The organism is Pseudoalteromonas sp. Isolate6, from assembly GCF_022398435.1.
In the GTDB taxonomy this organism is placed as follows: Bacteria; Pseudomonadota; Gammaproteobacteria; order Enterobacterales; family Alteromonadaceae; genus Pseudoalteromonas; species Pseudoalteromonas galatheae.
In genome coordinates, this window is sequence record NZ_JAKEVK010000038.1 from 14635 (window position 1) to 31918 (window position 17284).

The 17284-nt window shown below is 42.7% G+C and carries 17 protein-coding genes; 6 read left to right on the forward strand and 11 right to left on the reverse strand.

The features are described from left to right. Positions 1-40 precede the first annotated feature (40 nt). The 4 genes from L1D50_RS07905 to L1D50_RS07920 all read right to left on the reverse strand — a co-directional run bounded on the left by L1D50_RS07905 (position 41) and on the right by L1D50_RS07920 (position 3172). A complete protein-coding gene (locus L1D50_RS07905; protein WP_239965836.1) occupies positions 41-895 on the reverse strand; it encodes a pirin family protein in 855 nt (284 codons plus the stop codon). Between the two features lie 92 nt (positions 896-987). Beyond that, the gene (locus L1D50_RS07910) at positions 988-1395 is read right to left on the reverse strand and encodes a VOC family protein (RefSeq protein WP_128728078.1); all 408 of its coding nucleotides are present in this window, start codon (positions 1393-1395) and stop codon (positions 988-990) included. Positions 1396-1496: 101 nt separating this feature from the next. Then, entirely contained in the window at positions 1497-2423 is a 927-nt protein-coding gene (locus L1D50_RS07915; RefSeq protein ID WP_128728077.1) for an FAD-binding protein, read from the reverse strand. After that, complete coding sequence (locus tag L1D50_RS07920; protein ID WP_239965837.1) at positions 2420-3172, reverse strand: electron transfer flavoprotein subunit beta/FixA family protein; 753 nt, start codon at positions 3170-3172, stop codon at positions 2420-2422. Before L1D50_RS07920 ends, L1D50_RS07915 begins: the two co-directional genes overlap by 4 nt. Positions 3173-3348: 176 nt before the next feature. Between L1D50_RS07920 and L1D50_RS07925 the strand changes: the two genes are divergently transcribed. After that, on the forward strand, positions 3349-4998 hold the full coding sequence (locus L1D50_RS07925; protein WP_239965838.1) for an electron transfer flavoprotein-ubiquinone oxidoreductase: 1650 nt from the start codon (positions 3349-3351) through the stop codon (positions 4996-4998). A gap of 84 nt (positions 4999-5082) precedes the next feature. After that, positions 5083-5562, forward strand: a complete 480-nt coding sequence (locus tag L1D50_RS07930; protein WP_010372647.1) for an acyl-CoA thioesterase — start codon at positions 5083-5085, stop codon at positions 5560-5562. A 44-nt stretch (positions 5563-5606) separates the two neighbouring features. Here the strand turns inward: L1D50_RS07930 and L1D50_RS07935 are convergent, their stop codons facing one another. From L1D50_RS07935 to L1D50_RS07945, 3 genes are all read right to left on the reverse strand, one after another. Next, on the reverse strand, positions 5607-6656 hold the full coding sequence (locus L1D50_RS07935; protein ID WP_138524806.1) for an energy transducer TonB: 1050 nt from the start codon (positions 6654-6656) through the stop codon (positions 5607-5609). Positions 6657-6850: 194 nt separating this feature from the next. Continuing rightward, positions 6851-7138, reverse strand: a complete 288-nt coding sequence (locus L1D50_RS07940; RefSeq protein WP_239965839.1) for a hypothetical protein — start codon at positions 7136-7138, stop codon at positions 6851-6853. After that, entirely contained in the window at positions 7138-7317 is a 180-nt protein-coding gene (locus tag L1D50_RS07945; RefSeq protein ID WP_128728071.1) for a hypothetical protein, read from the reverse strand. The genes L1D50_RS07940 and L1D50_RS07945 overlap by 1 nt, the downstream gene beginning before the upstream one ends. A 158-nt stretch (positions 7318-7475) precedes the next feature. Between L1D50_RS07945 and tsaA the strand changes: the two genes are divergently transcribed. The 3 genes from tsaA (at position 7476) to L1D50_RS07960 (ending at position 10974) form a co-directional block, all read left to right on the forward strand. Continuing rightward, the gene (gene tsaA / locus L1D50_RS07950; protein ID WP_128728070.1) at positions 7476-8183 is read left to right on the forward strand and encodes a tRNA (N6-threonylcarbamoyladenosine(37)-N6)-methyltransferase TrmO; all 708 of its coding nucleotides are present in this window, start codon (positions 7476-7478) and stop codon (positions 8181-8183) included. A gap of 131 nt (positions 8184-8314) precedes the next feature. Continuing rightward, positions 8315-10042: a proline--tRNA ligase gene (locus L1D50_RS07955; protein WP_239965840.1), complete on the forward strand. Its 1728-nt coding sequence runs from the start codon at positions 8315-8317 to the stop codon at positions 10040-10042. Between the two features lie 131 nt (positions 10043-10173). Further along, entirely contained in the window at positions 10174-10974 is an 801-nt protein-coding gene (locus L1D50_RS07960) for a UDP-2,3-diacylglucosamine diphosphatase (protein ID WP_128728068.1), read from the forward strand. Between the two features lie 314 nt (positions 10975-11288). On the opposite strand, the gene L1D50_RS07965 is transcribed toward L1D50_RS07960, so the two are convergent. The 4 genes from L1D50_RS07965 to L1D50_RS07980 form a co-directional block, all read right to left on the reverse strand. Next, the gene (locus L1D50_RS07965; protein WP_239965841.1) at positions 11289-12437 is read right to left on the reverse strand and encodes a hypothetical protein; all 1149 of its coding nucleotides are present in this window, start codon (positions 12435-12437) and stop codon (positions 11289-11291) included. Positions 12438-12592: 155 nt separating this feature from the next. Beyond that, complete coding sequence (locus L1D50_RS07970) at positions 12593-13801, reverse strand: ABC transporter permease (RefSeq protein WP_138523884.1); 1209 nt, start codon at positions 13799-13801, stop codon at positions 12593-12595. Then, the gene (locus L1D50_RS07975) at positions 13794-14579 is read right to left on the reverse strand and encodes an ATP-binding cassette domain-containing protein (protein WP_128728065.1); all 786 of its coding nucleotides are present in this window, start codon (positions 14577-14579) and stop codon (positions 13794-13796) included. The genes L1D50_RS07970 and L1D50_RS07975 overlap by 8 nt, the downstream gene beginning before the upstream one ends. A 1-nt stretch (position 14580) precedes the next feature. After that, positions 14581-15381 (reverse strand): DUF3025 domain-containing protein, encoded by an 801-nt coding sequence (locus L1D50_RS07980; RefSeq protein ID WP_239965842.1) that lies wholly within the window; start codon positions 15379-15381, stop codon positions 14581-14583. Positions 15382-15639: 258 nt separating this feature from the next. On the opposite strand from L1D50_RS07980, the gene L1D50_RS07985 reads away from it, so the two are divergent. Then, positions 15640-17265: a M28 family metallopeptidase gene (locus L1D50_RS07985; protein WP_239965843.1), complete on the forward strand. Its 1626-nt coding sequence runs from the start codon at positions 15640-15642 to the stop codon at positions 17263-17265. Positions 17266-17284: the final 19 nt, after the last annotated feature.

Genomic DNA, 17284 nt, shown 5'->3' on the forward strand with positions numbered 1-17284 from the left:
TAAAAGGGAGCGTGTTCTATTAGGGTGTACTTTTATCACCCTAAGGCAAAGGAATATGCTCCAATTTATCACCGGGGATCATATCGAACCTACCCTCACGCCAATCTTGCTTCGCTTGTTCAATACGGGATTTACTAAAAGAAACAAAGTTCCAATCAATATAAGGGACTTTTTTAAACGCCTCTCCACCGAGCAATACCACTCTGCTATTCTCATTGAAATGTAATTGCGCGTCGTCGTCTTCAAGTAATACAAATGAGCCTGCACAATATGAGTTATTAGACACCACCACTTCGCCGTAAATCACATATACGCCAACTTCTTGTGTCTGATCAGGCCTTTCAATATGTCCGCCAGCTTTTGCCATCACATCAACATAAAACATAGGTGAAAATGTTGGGACAGGAGAATGCAAACCATACGCACTGCCGATAATGACCCTAGCCATCACCCCTTCTAGTTGCCTAGTCGGCAAATCAAAACGGTTTATATGTGAGAAACTGGGCTCAACTTCAGCATTTTCTTCCGGTAGCACCACCCAGCATTGCAAACCATGAATAGCATGTGGTTGCGCTTTAGTTTCAAACGATTCTCTCTCCGAGTGCACAATACCGCGCCCTGCCACCATCCAATTTACATCCCCTGGATGGATCTCAAGTTGATTACCAAGAGAATCTCGATGGAGCAAGTTACCTTCAAACAAATAAGTGAGGGTTGCAAGCCCAATATGCGGATGCGGCCTAACATCGATACCATCACCAATACTGAATTTGCCGGGTCCCATTTGATCAAAAAAGATAAATGGACCTACCATACGTTTCGCACGCTGTGGAAGTACGCGGTTTACTGAGAGACCACCGATGTCATGTGCTTTGCCATTTAGTTGAATTGCCATTACTTTGCTCCATCATGTTTTGTTTTATTATGGAGCTCAGTAACCAGAAGTAAAATGCGCAATTAAAGATACAAGCATTCTAGAAAATAGAATCACACCGCTTTGTGCCAAGTGAGGCCTGAATATGGTTGCTGCTGCAAACTTCTTAACCGACTTTGCAAACTACCACTATGGACCTCAAGTTTATGATGATCGGGATCGTAAATATAGAGCGAGTCTCCTTCGCTGCTATTTTGCTGCCATACGCCAACCCCGTATTCCAATACTGTTTTAGAAAAAGTTGTAAAGTCTTCGGCAGCAATATTGAACGCTATATGACTGTAATCTGAGCTTGGAGATATCTCACCTAAAGATAAGCAAAGCCATACGTCACCAAGCGTTAAATATGCCCCTTTGTCCCAAGTTACCCAAAGCTCGAATCTTAACAAGCCGCAGTAAAAATCCAGTGATATGTTTAGGTTAGATACTGCTATTGTAATGTGATTTATACCTGTAAGCATTTCGCCTCCAGCTAGACACGAAAAAAGCCGCGACCAAAGGTACAACGGCTTTAACAACCAGAATTATTTTTCTCGATGTAGGCTAGCTACAAAAAGAAGCGTTACAATGCCTGTTCAAGCTCTGGTAACGCATCAAATAGATCCGCAACAAGGCCATAATCAGCCACTTGGAAAATCGGGGCCTCTGGATCTTTGTTGATAGCAACAATGACCTTAGAATCTTTCATACCTGCAAGGTGTTGAATAGCGCCGCTGATCCCAACTGCAATATATAAGTTAGGCGCCACAATCTTACCGGTTTGGCCAACTTGCATATCATTAGGCACAAAGCCCGCGTCAACAGCAGCACGCGATGCACCAATTGCAGCCCCTAGTTTGTCAGCAATACCATTTAGCAAGGCAAAATTTTCACCGTTTTGCATACCACGGCCGCCTGAAATAACAACCGGTGCCGCAGTTAATTCAGGGCGCTCAGATTCAGTTTGTTCAATGCTCACAAACTCACTCACTTGAGAGGCTATACTTTGCGAGCGCTCCTCAATGTCACATGCTGCTTGAGTCTCTACGGCATCAAATGCTGATGCACGCACAGTGATAACTTTTTGAGAGTCTAATGATTTTACAGTTGCAATTGCATTACCCGCATAAATTGGACGCTTAAAGGTGTCAGCATCAATCACATCGATAATTTCTGATATCTGTGATTTGTCGAGTAACGCCGCAACACGTGGCGCGATATTTTTACCTGTGGTAGACGCTGAAAACAAAATGTGTGAAAAGTCATTTGCTAATTCAACAACTAGCTCAGATGTGTTTTCTGCCAATTGATGTTCGAATGAAGCATCGTCAACAGCAACCACCTTTTGTACGCCAGCGATCTGTGCAGAGTGATTGGCAGCCTCAGCAATGTTGTGACCTGCAACCAATACGGTAATGTCGCTTGCGATTTTTGTTGCAGCAGCAACCACCTTAGCGGTTTCAGGTTTCAATACACCATTTTCATGCTCAGCAATAACTAATACGCTCATGAGATCACCTTTGCTTCTGTTTTTAACTTGTTTACTAACTCTTCAACGCTCTCAACCATCACGCCACCAGAGCGCTTAGCTGGCTCTTCAACTTTCACCAATTCAATACGAGGTGCTAAATTGACACCTAGCGAATCCGCTGCGATCACATCTAGTGGTTTACGCTTAGCTTTCATGATATTTGGCAGTGAAGCATAACGAGGTTCATTCAAACGCAAATCCGTTGTCACGACCGCTGGAAGTGATAGCGACACCGTTTGCAGACCGCCATCAACTTCACGCGTCACTTGCACTTTATCGCCTTCAACCACAACTTTAGAGGCAAAAGTGCCTTGAGCACGCTTAGTTAACGCCGCTAGCATTTGTCCTGTTTGGTTATTATCAGAATCGATAGACTGTTTACCTAGAATCACCAGCTCTGGATTTTCTTGTTCCACTACCTTAGCCAGTAGTTTTGCGATGTGCAGAGATTCAAGCTTTGCGTCTGTCTCAATGTGAACTGCTTTATCTGCACCCAGTGCAAGCGCCGTTCTTAGCTGCTCTTGACAAGCTTTATCGCCAATTGATACGGCAATAACTTCCGTTGCAGTGCCCGCTTCTTTTAAACGAACCGCCTCTTCTACTGCAATTTCACAAAATGGATTGATCGCCATTTTTACGTTGCTCAAATCAACATCACTGTTGTCAGGTTTGACTCTTGCCTTTACGTTGTAATCAATCACGCGTTTGATTGGCACAAGTACTTTCATGGTTACTCCATCATCTGGTTATTCTCTAAGCTGACGTCTACGTCAACAAATTATTTTATTGGTTTCAGACTACTTCCTGTTGACGTAAACGTCAACCTCAAATAACCTTAGTTTAACGAAAATCAAACTAAAGCCTCTCTTTAGTTAATCTACCGTCAAATAGTGTGAGGTTAATAATGGTCGAACGTGAAACCATGGAGTTTGATGTTGTGATAGTTGGTGCAGGTCCTGCGGGCCTGTCTTGCGCTATCCGACTCGCTCAACAGGCTCAAGAAAAACAACAAGAATTAATGATCTGTGTAGTCGAAAAAGGCTCAGAAGTAGGTGCACATATCTTGTCTGGTGCAGTATTTGAAACCAAAGCACTAGACGAACTTATCCCTGATTGGGCTGCAAAAGGCGCTCCCGTGACAACGAAAGTGACGGGTGACGACATTTATTTATTCAAAAACGAAACCAATGCCACCAAACTGCCTCATCTAGTGGTACCAAAAACATTTAAAAATGACGGCAACTATATTGTTTCAATGGGGAATGTTTGCCGTTGGCTCGCTGAACAAGCAGAACAACTTGGCATTGAGATTTTCCCAGGCTTTAGCGCCCACTCGTTAATAATAGAAGAGCAACAAGTTAAAGGTGTTATTACCGGTGATATGGGCCTAGATAGAGATGGCCAGCCTAAAGACAGCTACATGCCTGGAATGGAGCTTAGAGCGAAATATACCGTATTTGCTGAAGGTTGCCGTGGCCACTTAGGTAAGCAACTTATAGCTGAATTTAAACTGGATAAAGGCGCTTCCCATCAACACTATGGGATCGGCTTTAAGGAAATTTGGCAAGTAGACCCAAGCAAGCATAAAGAAGGTCTTGTTGTACACGGCACAGGTTGGCCACTCGACAATGATACCCATGGCGGCTCATTTATGTATCATGCTGAGAACAATCAAGTCGTGGTCGGGTTAATCATCGACTTAAATTACACGAATCCACACCTAAGCCCATTTGATGAGTTTCAGCGTATGAAGCATCACCACACCTTTGCGAGTGTACTTGAAGGTGGTGAGCGCATTGCCTATGGTGCTCGAGCAATCGCCAAGGGTGGCTTTCACAGCCTACCTAAAATGCATTTCCCAGGTGGATTACTGATTGGCTGTGACGCAGGTACCCTCAACTTTGCCAAAATTAAAGGCAACCATACAGCAATGAAGTCCGGTATGCTTGCAGCCGATGCCATCATTGAGGCACTCGGCCAAGAAAGCGCTCCGTCAGACTTGGTAAGCTTTGCCGACAAGTTTAAGGCAAGTTGGCTTTATGATGAGCTTTATCAATCTCGTAACTTTGGTCCAGCAATGCATAAGTTAGGTCGTATTATGGGTGGCGCTTACAATATGATCGACCAAAACATTTTCTCAGGTTCGCTACCATTTACTATTAAGGACGAACATCAGGATCACGCACAGCTTAAGCTTGCGTCTGAATCGCAAACTATAAGTTACCCAAAGCCGGATGGTAAATTAAGTTTTGACAAACTTTCTTCCGTATTTTTATCGAATACCAATCATGAAGAAGTACAACCATGTCATTTACAGTTAAAAGATTCTGATATACCAATCAAAGTGAATTTAGCTAAGTTTGATGAGCCTGCACAGCGCTACTGCCCCGCAGGCGTGTATGAAGTAAACGAAAACGAGCAAGGAGAGAAGCAGTTTGTCATCAATTCGCAAAACTGTATTCATTGCAAAACCTGCGATATTAAAGATCCGAGCCAAAATATTACCTGGGTCACACCAGAAGGTGCTGGTGGTCCGAACTATCCAAACATGTAATACCAATAAATCCTAAATTGCGGGGGCGAAATGCCCCTTTCTTTCCTATACTTAGCGTATATTTTTAAAAATAGAGCTGAGTCTATGCCTCAACAGTCCGTCACCTTTCGATTTTTAGCTGAGCCCACCGACGTTAACTTTGGCGGTAAAGTACACGGTGGTATGGTCATGAAATGGATTGATCAAGCCGGGTATGCTTGTGCTGCTGGTTGGAGTGGCAGCTACTGCGTTACCGTTTCGGTAGCAGGCATGCGTTTCCACCGTCCTATTCTCGTCGGCCAGATTGTTGAGGTTTCCGCGCGTATTGCTCATACAGGGAACACCAGTATGCAAATTTTTATTCAGGTGCGCTGTGGCGATCCAAAAACGCAGCGACTTGTCGAAACTAATCACTGTATTATCAGCTTTATTGCCATGGACCAAGCTGGGTATCCAATTCAAATTCCTCAGTTTAAAGCGAAAACCGAGGAGGAGAAAAAACTAGAAGCTTATGCGGTGAAGATGAAAGAAATAGCGATCCAAACCGAATCGCTATTGGAAGAGACCTTGTCTGATAGTAAATAAATTGAGCGTTGGACTACTGAAAAGTCTAATACCTAGAAGTTCGACTACGATTGAACTTCTATCAGTTTAAAGGAGCTATTCGGCTCACCAAAAACCACGACATTACACTCTCCCCAACTTTTCGGTATATTCCACTGCATATTTTCAGCAAATTTAAATTGTGAAAACTGATTGTCACACCGTACTTCAAGGGTGTGAAGATTTCCCTTCACTTCTGCAATCGAAAAGCTAGGTCTAACCAGCGCATGTGTCCAGACATCATCCTGTTTGACCTCAGCTGCGATAACAAGCATTTTATCTTTATCCGAGATTAAGGTATTAATGCCATCGACTATTGGTTGCACTGCCGATTTATACGGTTCCAGTCCTTCCATTTCCATCAACGTCTTATAATTATTTAAAGCACCTTTGTACTCTTGTAGTTGTGCTTGGAGATTGATTGCATTGACGAGCGCGCTGGCATAAAGTTCTGATTTAACGATATCTTTACCGTGCCAGATAATCCCTTTATGCGCTTCGAGTTCCTCTTTACGCTCTTTTGTTAGTACAAAATACCGCGCTTTTAATAAGTTGAAATATGCTTCTTCATAACGATTCCAGCGTCCTTTGTCGGCAAGTTTTTCTATCAAGATATTCGCTTCTGACAAGTTCCCATCTTCAAGCACAGCATTTATTTTGCGGTAACTTCTGACGAAGCTTTTTGAAGCGGCCTCAGTTGCTTCGGACATATTAAACGAGAACATCACACTATTTTTACACTGCTTAATCGGCTTCCCATCTTTTGTTGCTGGAGAATATTGCCAATCTTTGATTGCCTTGAGTGCAGCGCGCTCGAATCCTGATTGACCAGAGGATTCTTCTACAATCGGCGACGCGACTGATCCATCTTCATTCACTACATAACTAAGGATAACCCAACCTTCCCCACCTTTTAAGGCAACATTACGTGGATATCTAGGCGGTTCTCTTTCAAGTGGAGTGGCATTAACAATAGTGGATAAATGCAAATTTGATTCGCTCTGTGCTGCGATACTAAAGTTGCTGAAACTCAGTACGATTGAACTAGCGACTAACGATTTAACCCAATTTTCCATATACAAAAACTATCCATTCATTATTTAGATAACTTCAATATAACACATAGTTTACCTGCCAAACAACGGACCCAGAATGGGTTCTATTCTTTTTTGAAGGATTACTCTGAAAGTGGCTAGATTTTGGAGGTAATTCGGTCAGCTTTTTCTATCAAAGTACATTACTAATTCAAACTTTAATTTTAATAGCAATTTCACAATAGATTTCTTGCAAGAGAAAATATAACTTTTTCACTAGCCGCTAGCGCGTCGCGTTTGCTTAAGTTGCCTTCTTTTAATAATTGTAAGCATACTTTTTCAGCTTCTTGACTGAGAAGTACATCCATCTTCGTAGGACTTACCACCCCTTCAGTTAAATCATTTATTATTGCTTGCAACGTCGCTCTACGCTCCGATATCGCGCGGATCAAAATAGGTTTTAGAGGGGATGATTTGCAGAGCGCTTCTTGACAACTTTGATCAACCTTTCTATTGAACTCCATTATCTATACTCATCTTTTCGGCGATTAAATGCTTGTAATTTTTCTCGTAAGCCTTGGATTGGTTTTATTTCTTCTACCAATTGCTTATATTCGGACGCTCTAGTACCAATAATTTGTCCGTTATCTGTGCGTAAACTCGAACATAAACCATTTTGGGGCGAAAAAGTGTGCCGATTCATGTTGCGACTCCCACCAAAAATTCCGTTATGTACGAGGTTATGCGAAAAAGCTGAATAAATAAATTACATCACATTACAGTAGCTAATTATGAACAGGATTTTGTGAAAGTCAGGATCAATAGTAAACTTCGCTCATCTTAATTCAGACAGAGACCATAGTGGAACAAATCACTATCGAGCCCATCGGCTTTATCCAATCTCCTTATAAACAGAAGTTCGCTATTCCAAGGCAACCAAGGCTTGTTCCTGAAGCAAAAGCTAAGCTTAGATTTGTTGGCGAATTTAACCGCGAAGAGTTTGTTCGTGGTATTGAAGAATTTACGCATATCTGGTTGTTATTTCGCTTTCATGAAACCGCTGATAAAGGTTACTCTGCGCTTGTACGCCCGCCAAGACTCGGTGGTAATGAGCGCAAGGGCGTGTTTGCGACTAGAGCGACTTTTCGACCCAACGGGATTGGCATGAGTGCGGTAAAGCTCGAGGGCGTAGAATATAAAAATGGCCAGCTTGATCTGTTACTCTCTGGTGTAGATTTATTGGACGGTACACCAATCATTGATATTAAGCCGTACCTTCCCTATTCAGATGCTTTGGTGGATGCCACAGCTGGCTTTGCTGATACTCGGCCAGAAACCCAAATGTCTGTTAGCTTTTCAGACGAGGCTATTGTTTTTATTGAAAAACAGAAAAACTATCCCGAACTTCGACAGTTCATTACCAATGTACTGAAGCAAGACCCCCGCCCGGCTTATAAAAAGAAACGCACATCGCAGCAAGACTATGGTATGAGTTTGTATGATTTTAATATCCGCTGGACAGTAGATGGTGAGCATAACCATGTCACTGAAATTTCGTTAGCAAAATAGCAAATTCAGCGGCTTGCCAATAAACTTATAAATTATGAAGATGTTTAGGTATTAAAGCTTTTTAAGCGGCTACTGCACTGCTAGAATAGCCGCCAATAAGAGAACAATAAGTAACTTATACTGGAATAAGAATGCGTACAAGTGAATATATATTGGCGACTCAAAAAGAGACGCCGTCTGATGCAGAGGTGGTAAGCCACCAGCTAATGCTTAGAGCGGGTATGATCCGTAAATTGGCTTCAGGTCTTTATACTTGGCTACCATCAGGCCTAAAAGTTTTCCGCAAAGTAGAGAGAATTGTCCGTGAAGAAATGGACAAAGCGGGAGCGATTGAGCTGCTAATGCCAGTGATCCAGCCTGCAGAGCTATGGGAAGAGTCAGGCCGTTGGGAACAGTTTGGTCCTGAACTACTTCGTATTAATGACCGTCATGGCCGTCCATTTGCACTTGGTCCAACGCATGAAGAAGTGATCACTGATCTTGTACGACGCGAAATCAACAGCTATAAGCAACTGCCAATCACACTGTATCAAGTCAGTACTAAAGTACGTGACGAAGTTCGTCCACGTTTTGGTGTGATGCGCGCACGTGAGTTCACCATGAAAGACGCCTATTCATTCCACATGACTGATGAGTGTCTTGAAAAAACGTACCACAAAATGTTCCAAGCTTACTGTAACATTTTTGATCGTTTAGGCGTTGACTACCGTCCAGTTATTGCAGACAGTGGTTCAATTGGCGGTAACCTATCCCATGAGTTCCATGTACTTGCAGAGTCTGGTGAAGATGCAATCGCATTTAGTGATGAAAGTGACTACGCTGCAAACATTGAAAAGGCAGAAGCGCTTGCACCAACTGAAACTCGCCCTGCGCCAAGTAAAGAACTTAATACGTTTGACACACCAGAAGCTTTCACCATCGCTGAACTAAAAGCAAAACATGGTGTTAAACCACACCGCGGTGTTAAAACACTCATCGTGTATGGCGCACCAGACGAAGACGGTAAACGTGGTCTTGTCGCGCTTATCGTTCGTGGCGACCATGACCTAAATGAGCTGAAAGCTGAGAAATTAGCACAAGTGGATTCACCGCTTGAGATGGCGAGCGAAGAAGACATTGTTAACGCTATTGGTGCAAAGCCAGGGTCTTTGGGCCCTGTTGGTCTTTCAATGCCTATTATTGTCGATCGTAGCGCAGCTATCATGGCTGATTTTGTTGCTGGTGCAAACAAAGATGGTGTCCATTACAGTGGCATTAACTGGGACAGAGACGTAAGCACTTATACTGTTGAAGATATCCGTAACGTGGTTGAAGGCGATCCAAGCCCTTGTGGTAAAGGTAAAATCCTTATCAAACGTGGTATCGAAGTAGGTCACGTGTTCCAACTTGGTACTAAGTACTCTGAAGCAATGAAAGCAGGTGTACTTGGCGAAGAAGGGAAAAACCAAACATTAACCATGGGTTGTTATGGTATTGGCGTTTCTCGTATCGTTGCCGCAGCAATCGAACAAAATAACGATGATTACGGTATCAAATGGCCTGTTGCTATTGCGCCATTTGAGTTGGCAATCGTGCCAATGAATATGCACAAGTCTCACCGTATTCCAGAGATCGCAGAAAAGTTCTATGCAGATCTACAAAATGCAGGAATTGATGTGTTATTTGACGACCGTAAAGAGCGTCCGGGCGTTATGTTTAACGATATGGAACTTATCGGTATTCCATACACCCTAGTGATTGGTGAGCGTAACCTTGATGAAAATAAGGTTGAACTGAAAAACCGTCAAACGGGCGAAAAACTGATGCTGGATATTGGATCTGCGGTTGAAACAATCGTTAATGCAATTAAAAGCAAATAAGCCTACTTAAAATTACATAATAAAAGAGCATACAGATGTATGCTCTTTTGTCATATTAGCTTCTCCTAACTGCCCCGCCACTGTCATCTTTGCCTCTTAGCATTGTCATTATTACGCTAAAGAGCCAAGCCATGAAAACAACATACTATCCGAGTATTTGGATCTCAGACGTACACTTGGGCTACAAGGACTGTAAAGCGAAGTTCTTGCTAGATTTTCTCAACAAAACTGAATGTGATGTACTCTATCTGGTTGGTGATATCGTTGATCTATGGTCAATGAAACGCCAATTTTTTTGGGATCCATCCCACTATCAGGTATTAGAATGCATACAAAAAAAAGCAGGATCTGGTACACGCGTTATCTACATACCGGGTAATCACGACGAAACCTTCAGAAACTATGTTGGGCAAACGCTTTTTAAAGTCGAAGTACATAAAACCTTTATTCATACCACTTCCGCAGGTAAGCGGTTTTTATTACTACACGGTGATGATTTTGACTCGGCAACAAGATACAACAAATTGATCAGTATCATTGGGGATGCCGCTTATGATTTTCTACTCTTCTTAAATCGCTGGACCAATCGCGTACGACGTTTATATGGTGGTCATTATTGGTCGCTTGCATCTTGGCTGAAAAAGCGCGTGCATAAAGCCAGAGAGGCCATTGCTGCATTCGAGAATGCAGCAATTCATGAAGCGAGAAAACAAGGTGTCGACGGCATTATCTGCGGGCATATCCACCAACCGGAGATCCGTGTCGTAGATGGTATTGTGTACTGCAACGATGGTGATTGGATAGAAAACTGCACGGCATTGGTTGAAAACCAAGAAGGTCGTATCGAATTGCTGCATTGGTCAGATGTACAGTCCGTTCTTAACGTAGTTGAAATTGAAAACATTGAAACCGACAATGTTGAAGCCGCTTAATTAGCGGCTTCAGTTCTTCCAATTACTCTTCTTTTAATAACTTATGCAGTAAATCAATGCGCTTGTTAATACGTTTGTTTTGCGCGTACGACTCTGCGCTTGCGCTCATCATTAAAATCCAAAAGATGTATAATACCAATTGAATTAATTCTCTAATCAATTTGAAGGGTGAAATAGCTTCAAGATAGATCATTTACTTAATACAACTGGTATAAAACGGGTTGTTCAATAATTTCTGAATAGCGATAAATTAAAAATATTATTGCCTCTAGGATACCGATATTCAGGTAGAATCGCCGCTTTTGTCAGGTGTGTTATATCACAAATGTGGTCATTGCCCAGACAATAATACCGATAATAAACACTAGACTGCCATATTGAAAGTGCCTCACCATTGGGAACACTGCTTTATCCGTGCGCTCAATAGACAAAGGATATTGCCAATGCGTTAACGCAAGTAAAAGTGGCTCGGCTTCTACGCTCATGCCAGAGAGTGAAACCGTCGCGCCATACTCAGTATCAAAGACCAAATCAACAACGTGATTACGACGAGTCGACGCGGTTAACATATCCAAGTCGCTGACTATAAACGTATTCCAGTGTACCTTTATATCGTTAACTTCATCCTTTGTTACCTCTCGTGCTTGTTTATCTGTAAACAGTAACGCAGGTAAAAACAAGCTATCTTCCTCAACCTTAATTTCGTTACAGGGTGAGTGATAGACAAAATAGTGTTTATTACTAATAAGTAAAGACGTCAACCAATAGCTCAAGTACGTGAGCACCAAAAATACCAAACCAGCTATGTAATTTTGTGACGAGTAAAGAATAAAGCAGGTCATTAGAGCAAAAGCCCCTACCACCATCCAAGCAATATGCTGCTTATGCTTAGGCGTCGGTAGTGCACATCGTAATACAGAGAATCGCGCTTCAATATCGCGATTGCGATTCATAAACAAAGGAAATAATCTTGCAAGGCTAGTTGGAGTTGAGCGCGTAGCTGATCTTCTATTTGCATCCGCGCCTGCCGTTGGTTGAACGTTATGGTCAAGATCTGATGCAGACAAAAGCGCGGAGAGTTTATCAGCTTGCCGCAAACACGAAAATGAATAGACCGCAGGTTCTTCACTTTCTGAAAGATAACTTATACCAATATAATTGAGTTGCTTGTTATAACCTGAAGATACATCAGTCACTGTTGAAAGCGGTATCACACACTCGTCTATTCGCCGAATATTTATATTCAATAACGATAGTTGTTTAGTGATTACAAACTGCTTTTGTGCAGGGTCAAACATTAAACGATTACGGTATGAAAATAGTAACAAAGAAATCACTAAGTAGATCAGAGCTTCCAAAAAGCTTGACCCGACTAAGTGAAAAACCGACGATAACAAGAATAAAATGGCAATGCCGTTAGTTACTGATTCACTGACTGACTTAAGTACTGAGGTTGATGTCATCCTACATTCCTTGAGTGACTAAAATTGAAACCTACGACTTCCGCAAGCTATCCAAATAAACAGCAGGCTAAATTACAGAAAGTTAAGCGCTGAATAAAGCGTTTATCGTACAGAAAAACGCCATAATTCTCAATGACTCACACCTAGCTCAAACTTTACCTAAACAATACGGTTTCTTTATTAAACCATTTAACGCAGCACACGAGTAACCCCGCCGCTAAAACGGCAGAAGCGCCAAAAATTAACGCAACGTAGCCATAATCAACGGTGCCTTTGATGATTTCTTTTATCGCTAATGCGACATTGGTAATTGGGATCAATGCGGTTTTTGCGGTTAGTTCCATATTTGGCATTAAGGACATAACAATCGGTATGAAGATCCCCATGCTGAGTGGTCCCATGTAGTTTTGTGCTTCTTTAAAGGTTCTGGCGTAAATTGAAATGGCAAGTGTTAGCGATGAAAGCATCACAGCAACAGGGAGCAACAACGCAAAAATCAACACAAAGTCTAATAATGCAACCGACGAGAAGGCGTTTTTAATTACGTCTAGCTCGACAAAGCTACTGGCAACCCCTATCCACAGCGCCATGCTGGAGACCGTGATAAGCGCGCAGAATATCGAACTGCTCAATACAGTTAAAAACTTACCTAGCACCAGCTCTGTGCGAGAGATTGGTGTTAATAGCAGCGTCTCTAAGGTGCCACGCTCTTTCTCTCCAGCGCCTAAATCAATAGCTGGATAGCTTGCCCCCATCAATACCAGCGGAATCAACATATAAGGGATAAATGCACCTAACTTCTCGCCTAAATTTTCGCGTTTGTCAGCAGTATCCACTTTAGCAATCGATATGGGTTGGAGCACTGCCGCTTGCTCCGCTTGCGACAACCCCAGTGAGGTTAACTTCGCCGCTCTGAGTTCATCAGAAAACTTCTTAGCAAGTTTAGACAAGCGGTCGTAAATAAAGTTGATAGATTGCGCATCGTTAAACACGATTTTCCATTCACTTTTTACGCCAGACTCCAGATTTTCAACCGGATCGGATGGAATAAAAACCCCAACATCGATCACGCCACTTCGTACCGCATCACTCAGCGCTTCGACACTATCAAGCTTGAGCTCACCAGTATATTTCTTAAAACTTTTATGATAAAAAACCTGCTCAGAGAACTTTTCAGCATAGGCTTCATTTGCGATGTAATACGTATGAACTTCTTGCTCCGCTTCCATAGCGGCTTGTGATGCCATAAAGCCTACTAACGCCATAATCACTGGAAATACCAACATCGGCAGTGCAATCACAAAGAATAGTGTTTTGCGGTCGCGCAGCAGCTCTCTAATTTCTTTTAAAAATACCTCAAACATGCTGTGCTCCCGTCAACAAGTTCAAAAATGCCTGATTTAGCTCTTCACTTTGCCCTTTCGTTTTGAAATCAGCCAAGCTGCCATCAAAGCAGGTGATCCCTTTATCAATAACAGACACTCTATCGCACAATAACGCGACTTCATCTAAGTGGTGGGTAGAAAATATAACGGGTGTACCACGCGCTTTGAGGTCGCGAATAAAAGAGATAACTGTTTGTGTAGTCATAATATCAAGGCCGGTCGTAGGCTCATCTAGTACCACCACTTTAGGGCTATGTACCACCGCCCGTGCAATATTGGTCTTTTGTTTCATACCGGTCGATAGGTGTTCAGCCCTTTTATCTAGAAAGGTTTCCATCTCTAGGCGCTGAAATAGCTCATCGCATTTCGCTTTTAATGCTTTTCCTTTTAAACCATGAAGTCGTGCAAAATATTCAACATTTTCTTTGGCGGTAAGACGTCCATATAAACCAGTTGACCCTGATAAAAAACCGATGGCTTTGCGTGCAACAACAGGCTTTTTCACAATATCCTGACCATCCACTAAGATAGTACCGGCATCCGGCGTCAGCGCTGTTGAGAGCATACGCAAAGTGGTGGTTTTTCCCGCCCCATTGGGGCCCAGCAATCCAAGTACTTCGCCTTGTCCACAGTGCAGGTTAACCTCTTCTACACTGTGAAAAAAGCCATCACGCTCGCGAGGATCCGTCTGACTCTTTTTCTTTTTGTGTTCGCGAGTCAAGGCGAAGCGTTTTTTTAATCCATTGATAGCTATCATGCTATTTCCTTCTTTTCGGCCTGAAATAGTCCGTATTTTGATAAAATTCTAAATCTTGTGGCTCATGCCAGTTTGGGATCCCAAGCAGCGGAATGGGTGACATTTTGGTATTGTCTTCAAGCAGCCCATCATTGATCAGTGCGACCAATTTATCATCTAAGCAACGATATTGTTCGCTTAGTGAAAGTTGCCAAAATGCAGCATCAACATTGATACACACCAGTTTTCCCGTTAGCCCAATAAAGGGATTGGTTAGCATCTCGTAGTTTGCGTGGCCAAATACAAAAGGCTTTAGGTTTTGCTGCCATTCTGAGCGATTATCGTAAAATACATTCTGCCATTGGTGTGATTTAAAGGCATCACGCCATTTATCATCATCGATTGCCAACACCAAACCACACTCATCAAAAAGTGTTAACGCATTGCGCTTTTTACTTCGCTGCTTTAAACCAAACTGTGCTATTTCTTCAATATGTAGGGCATTTAACAAAGCTTTTGTTTTTGGGAATAAACACCAAATCAACGCACCAAATAAGTCGTGCCAGTTTTGACTACGCGTCGGTACCTGATGGGTTTCAAAGATAATCTCTTCATAGTATTTATCGCCAAAGTCTATCGTTTCATCGGCCACAAAGCGGGTATCATACTGCTGCAAGCTAATGCTGTTTACGTGCGAAGACAACCACTCGGGGCTTGGCCAATCTTGTTGACTTTTTAAGTCAAAAAGCTGATTTAAATGGGAAAATGGCTCAGCATGTAAACATGCAACCTGCCACGCCTCAGGCGCTGTAAACTTTTTCATTTGATTGAGATACTTATCATACAATTAGCCGACTATTTTACTGAAGCGCCTGATACTTGGCAAAAGCCAATTGTAAATGAGCGTAACAGGCTAAATCACATGCTAAAATTAAGGTAATTATTCAAAATTGTGCTGTGTTCTGTTCCAACTACGGATTTTCATTCATTTCTATCTCCTCTAGCCGTCTTGTCCCGCTCGAACTTTTACGCATTTTATGTTACTACTTATGGGTTCCTAACAAGTAAAAGAAAGGCAATTATGAAACTTAAACTGACACTCAGCGCTCTATCTATGGCAGTGTTGGCGGGCTGTGTTAGCACTAGCAATAGCCCCCAAGACATCGATACTGCATACAATAGTATTAATGATGCTCAACTCAGAGCCCATATTAAAACCCTTGCCTCTGACGAGTTTGGCGGACGTGCTCCGTCCACAAAAGGTGAAGAGCTAACGCTTGCCTATTTAACCAAACATTTTAAAGCGCTTGGCTATCAGCCAGGCAATGGCAACAGCTTCTTACAAGAAGTGCCGCTGGTTTCGCTTGAAGCCGATCCTGATATGACGTTAACTATCGGTGGCAAAAACTACGAATATAAAAAAGACATGGTGATGGGCTCGGCCCGTATCAGTGAACTCGAATCAATCAAAGATTCAGAGCTGGTTTTTGTTGGCTATGGCGTAAATGCTCCAGAGTACGACTGGAATGACTACGAAGGCCTAGACGTGAAAGGCAAGACAGTGGTGATGCTAGTAAACGATCCTGGCTTTGCTAATCCTGAGTCGGGTAAATTTACCGGTGAAGCTATGACCTATTATGGTCGTTGGACGTATAAATACGAAGAAGCCTCACGTCAAGGCGCAGCAGGTGCGATCATTATTCATGAAACAGCGCCAGCTTCTTATCCTTGGAGCGTAGTAGAAAATTCTTGGAGTGGCCCACAGTTTGGCTTCCAAAAAGAAAATAACAATATGGACCGCGTTGCGGTTGAAGGTTGGGTAACGGTAGACGTTGCTAAAGAGCTGTTTCAAAAGGCTGGACTTGATTTTGACACAGCAAAGAAAAAGGCAGCAGCAGGCGCATACCACGTTGATATGGGTAACCTAAGCGCGTCAGTTACCGTCAAAAACACCATCAAAAAATCAACTTCGTATAACTTTATCGCCACCCTGCCAGGTAGTAATAAGTCTGACGAGCACATCATCTACTCAGCACACTGGGATCATTTAGGTACCGATCCAAACCGTAAAGGCGACCAGATCTATAACGGTGCGCATGATAATGCTAGCGGTACAGGCGGTATGATTGAGGTAGCTGAAGCCTTTACTAAACTGCCAACTCGCCCTAGCCGTTCAATTACGTTTTTGGCTGTGACGGCTGAAGAGCAAGGTCTATTAGGCTCGAAATTTTATGCTGCAAACCCTGTTATTCCAGCAGAGAAAACCGTTGCTAACATCAATATGGATAGCCTAAATTTATTGGGTAAAGTAAAAGACATCAGCGTGGTTGGTATTGGCAAATCAGAACTCGATGAAATGCTAGAAACCGCAGCAAAAGCGCAAGACCGCGTAGTTTCAGGGGATCCACGCCCTGCTGCTGGTGGTTACTATCGCTCTGATCACTTCGCATTTGCGAACATGGGTGTGCCTGCAATGTACGCCGGCGGTGGAACCGAAGCACGTGATGAAGAGACTGAAACCTACCGTAAACGTATGGGATTAGTATTGCGCGGTTGTTATCATCAGCCGTGTGACCGCTACCGTGAAGAGTGGGATTTAAGCGGCGCGATACAGGATCTACAGCTGTTCTTTAAAGTTGGCTATGATGTCTCTGAGCAAGACGCTTGGCCGAAATGGAAAGCAACCGCAGAGTTTCAAAGAAAATAATGTAAATGATATTGATTTT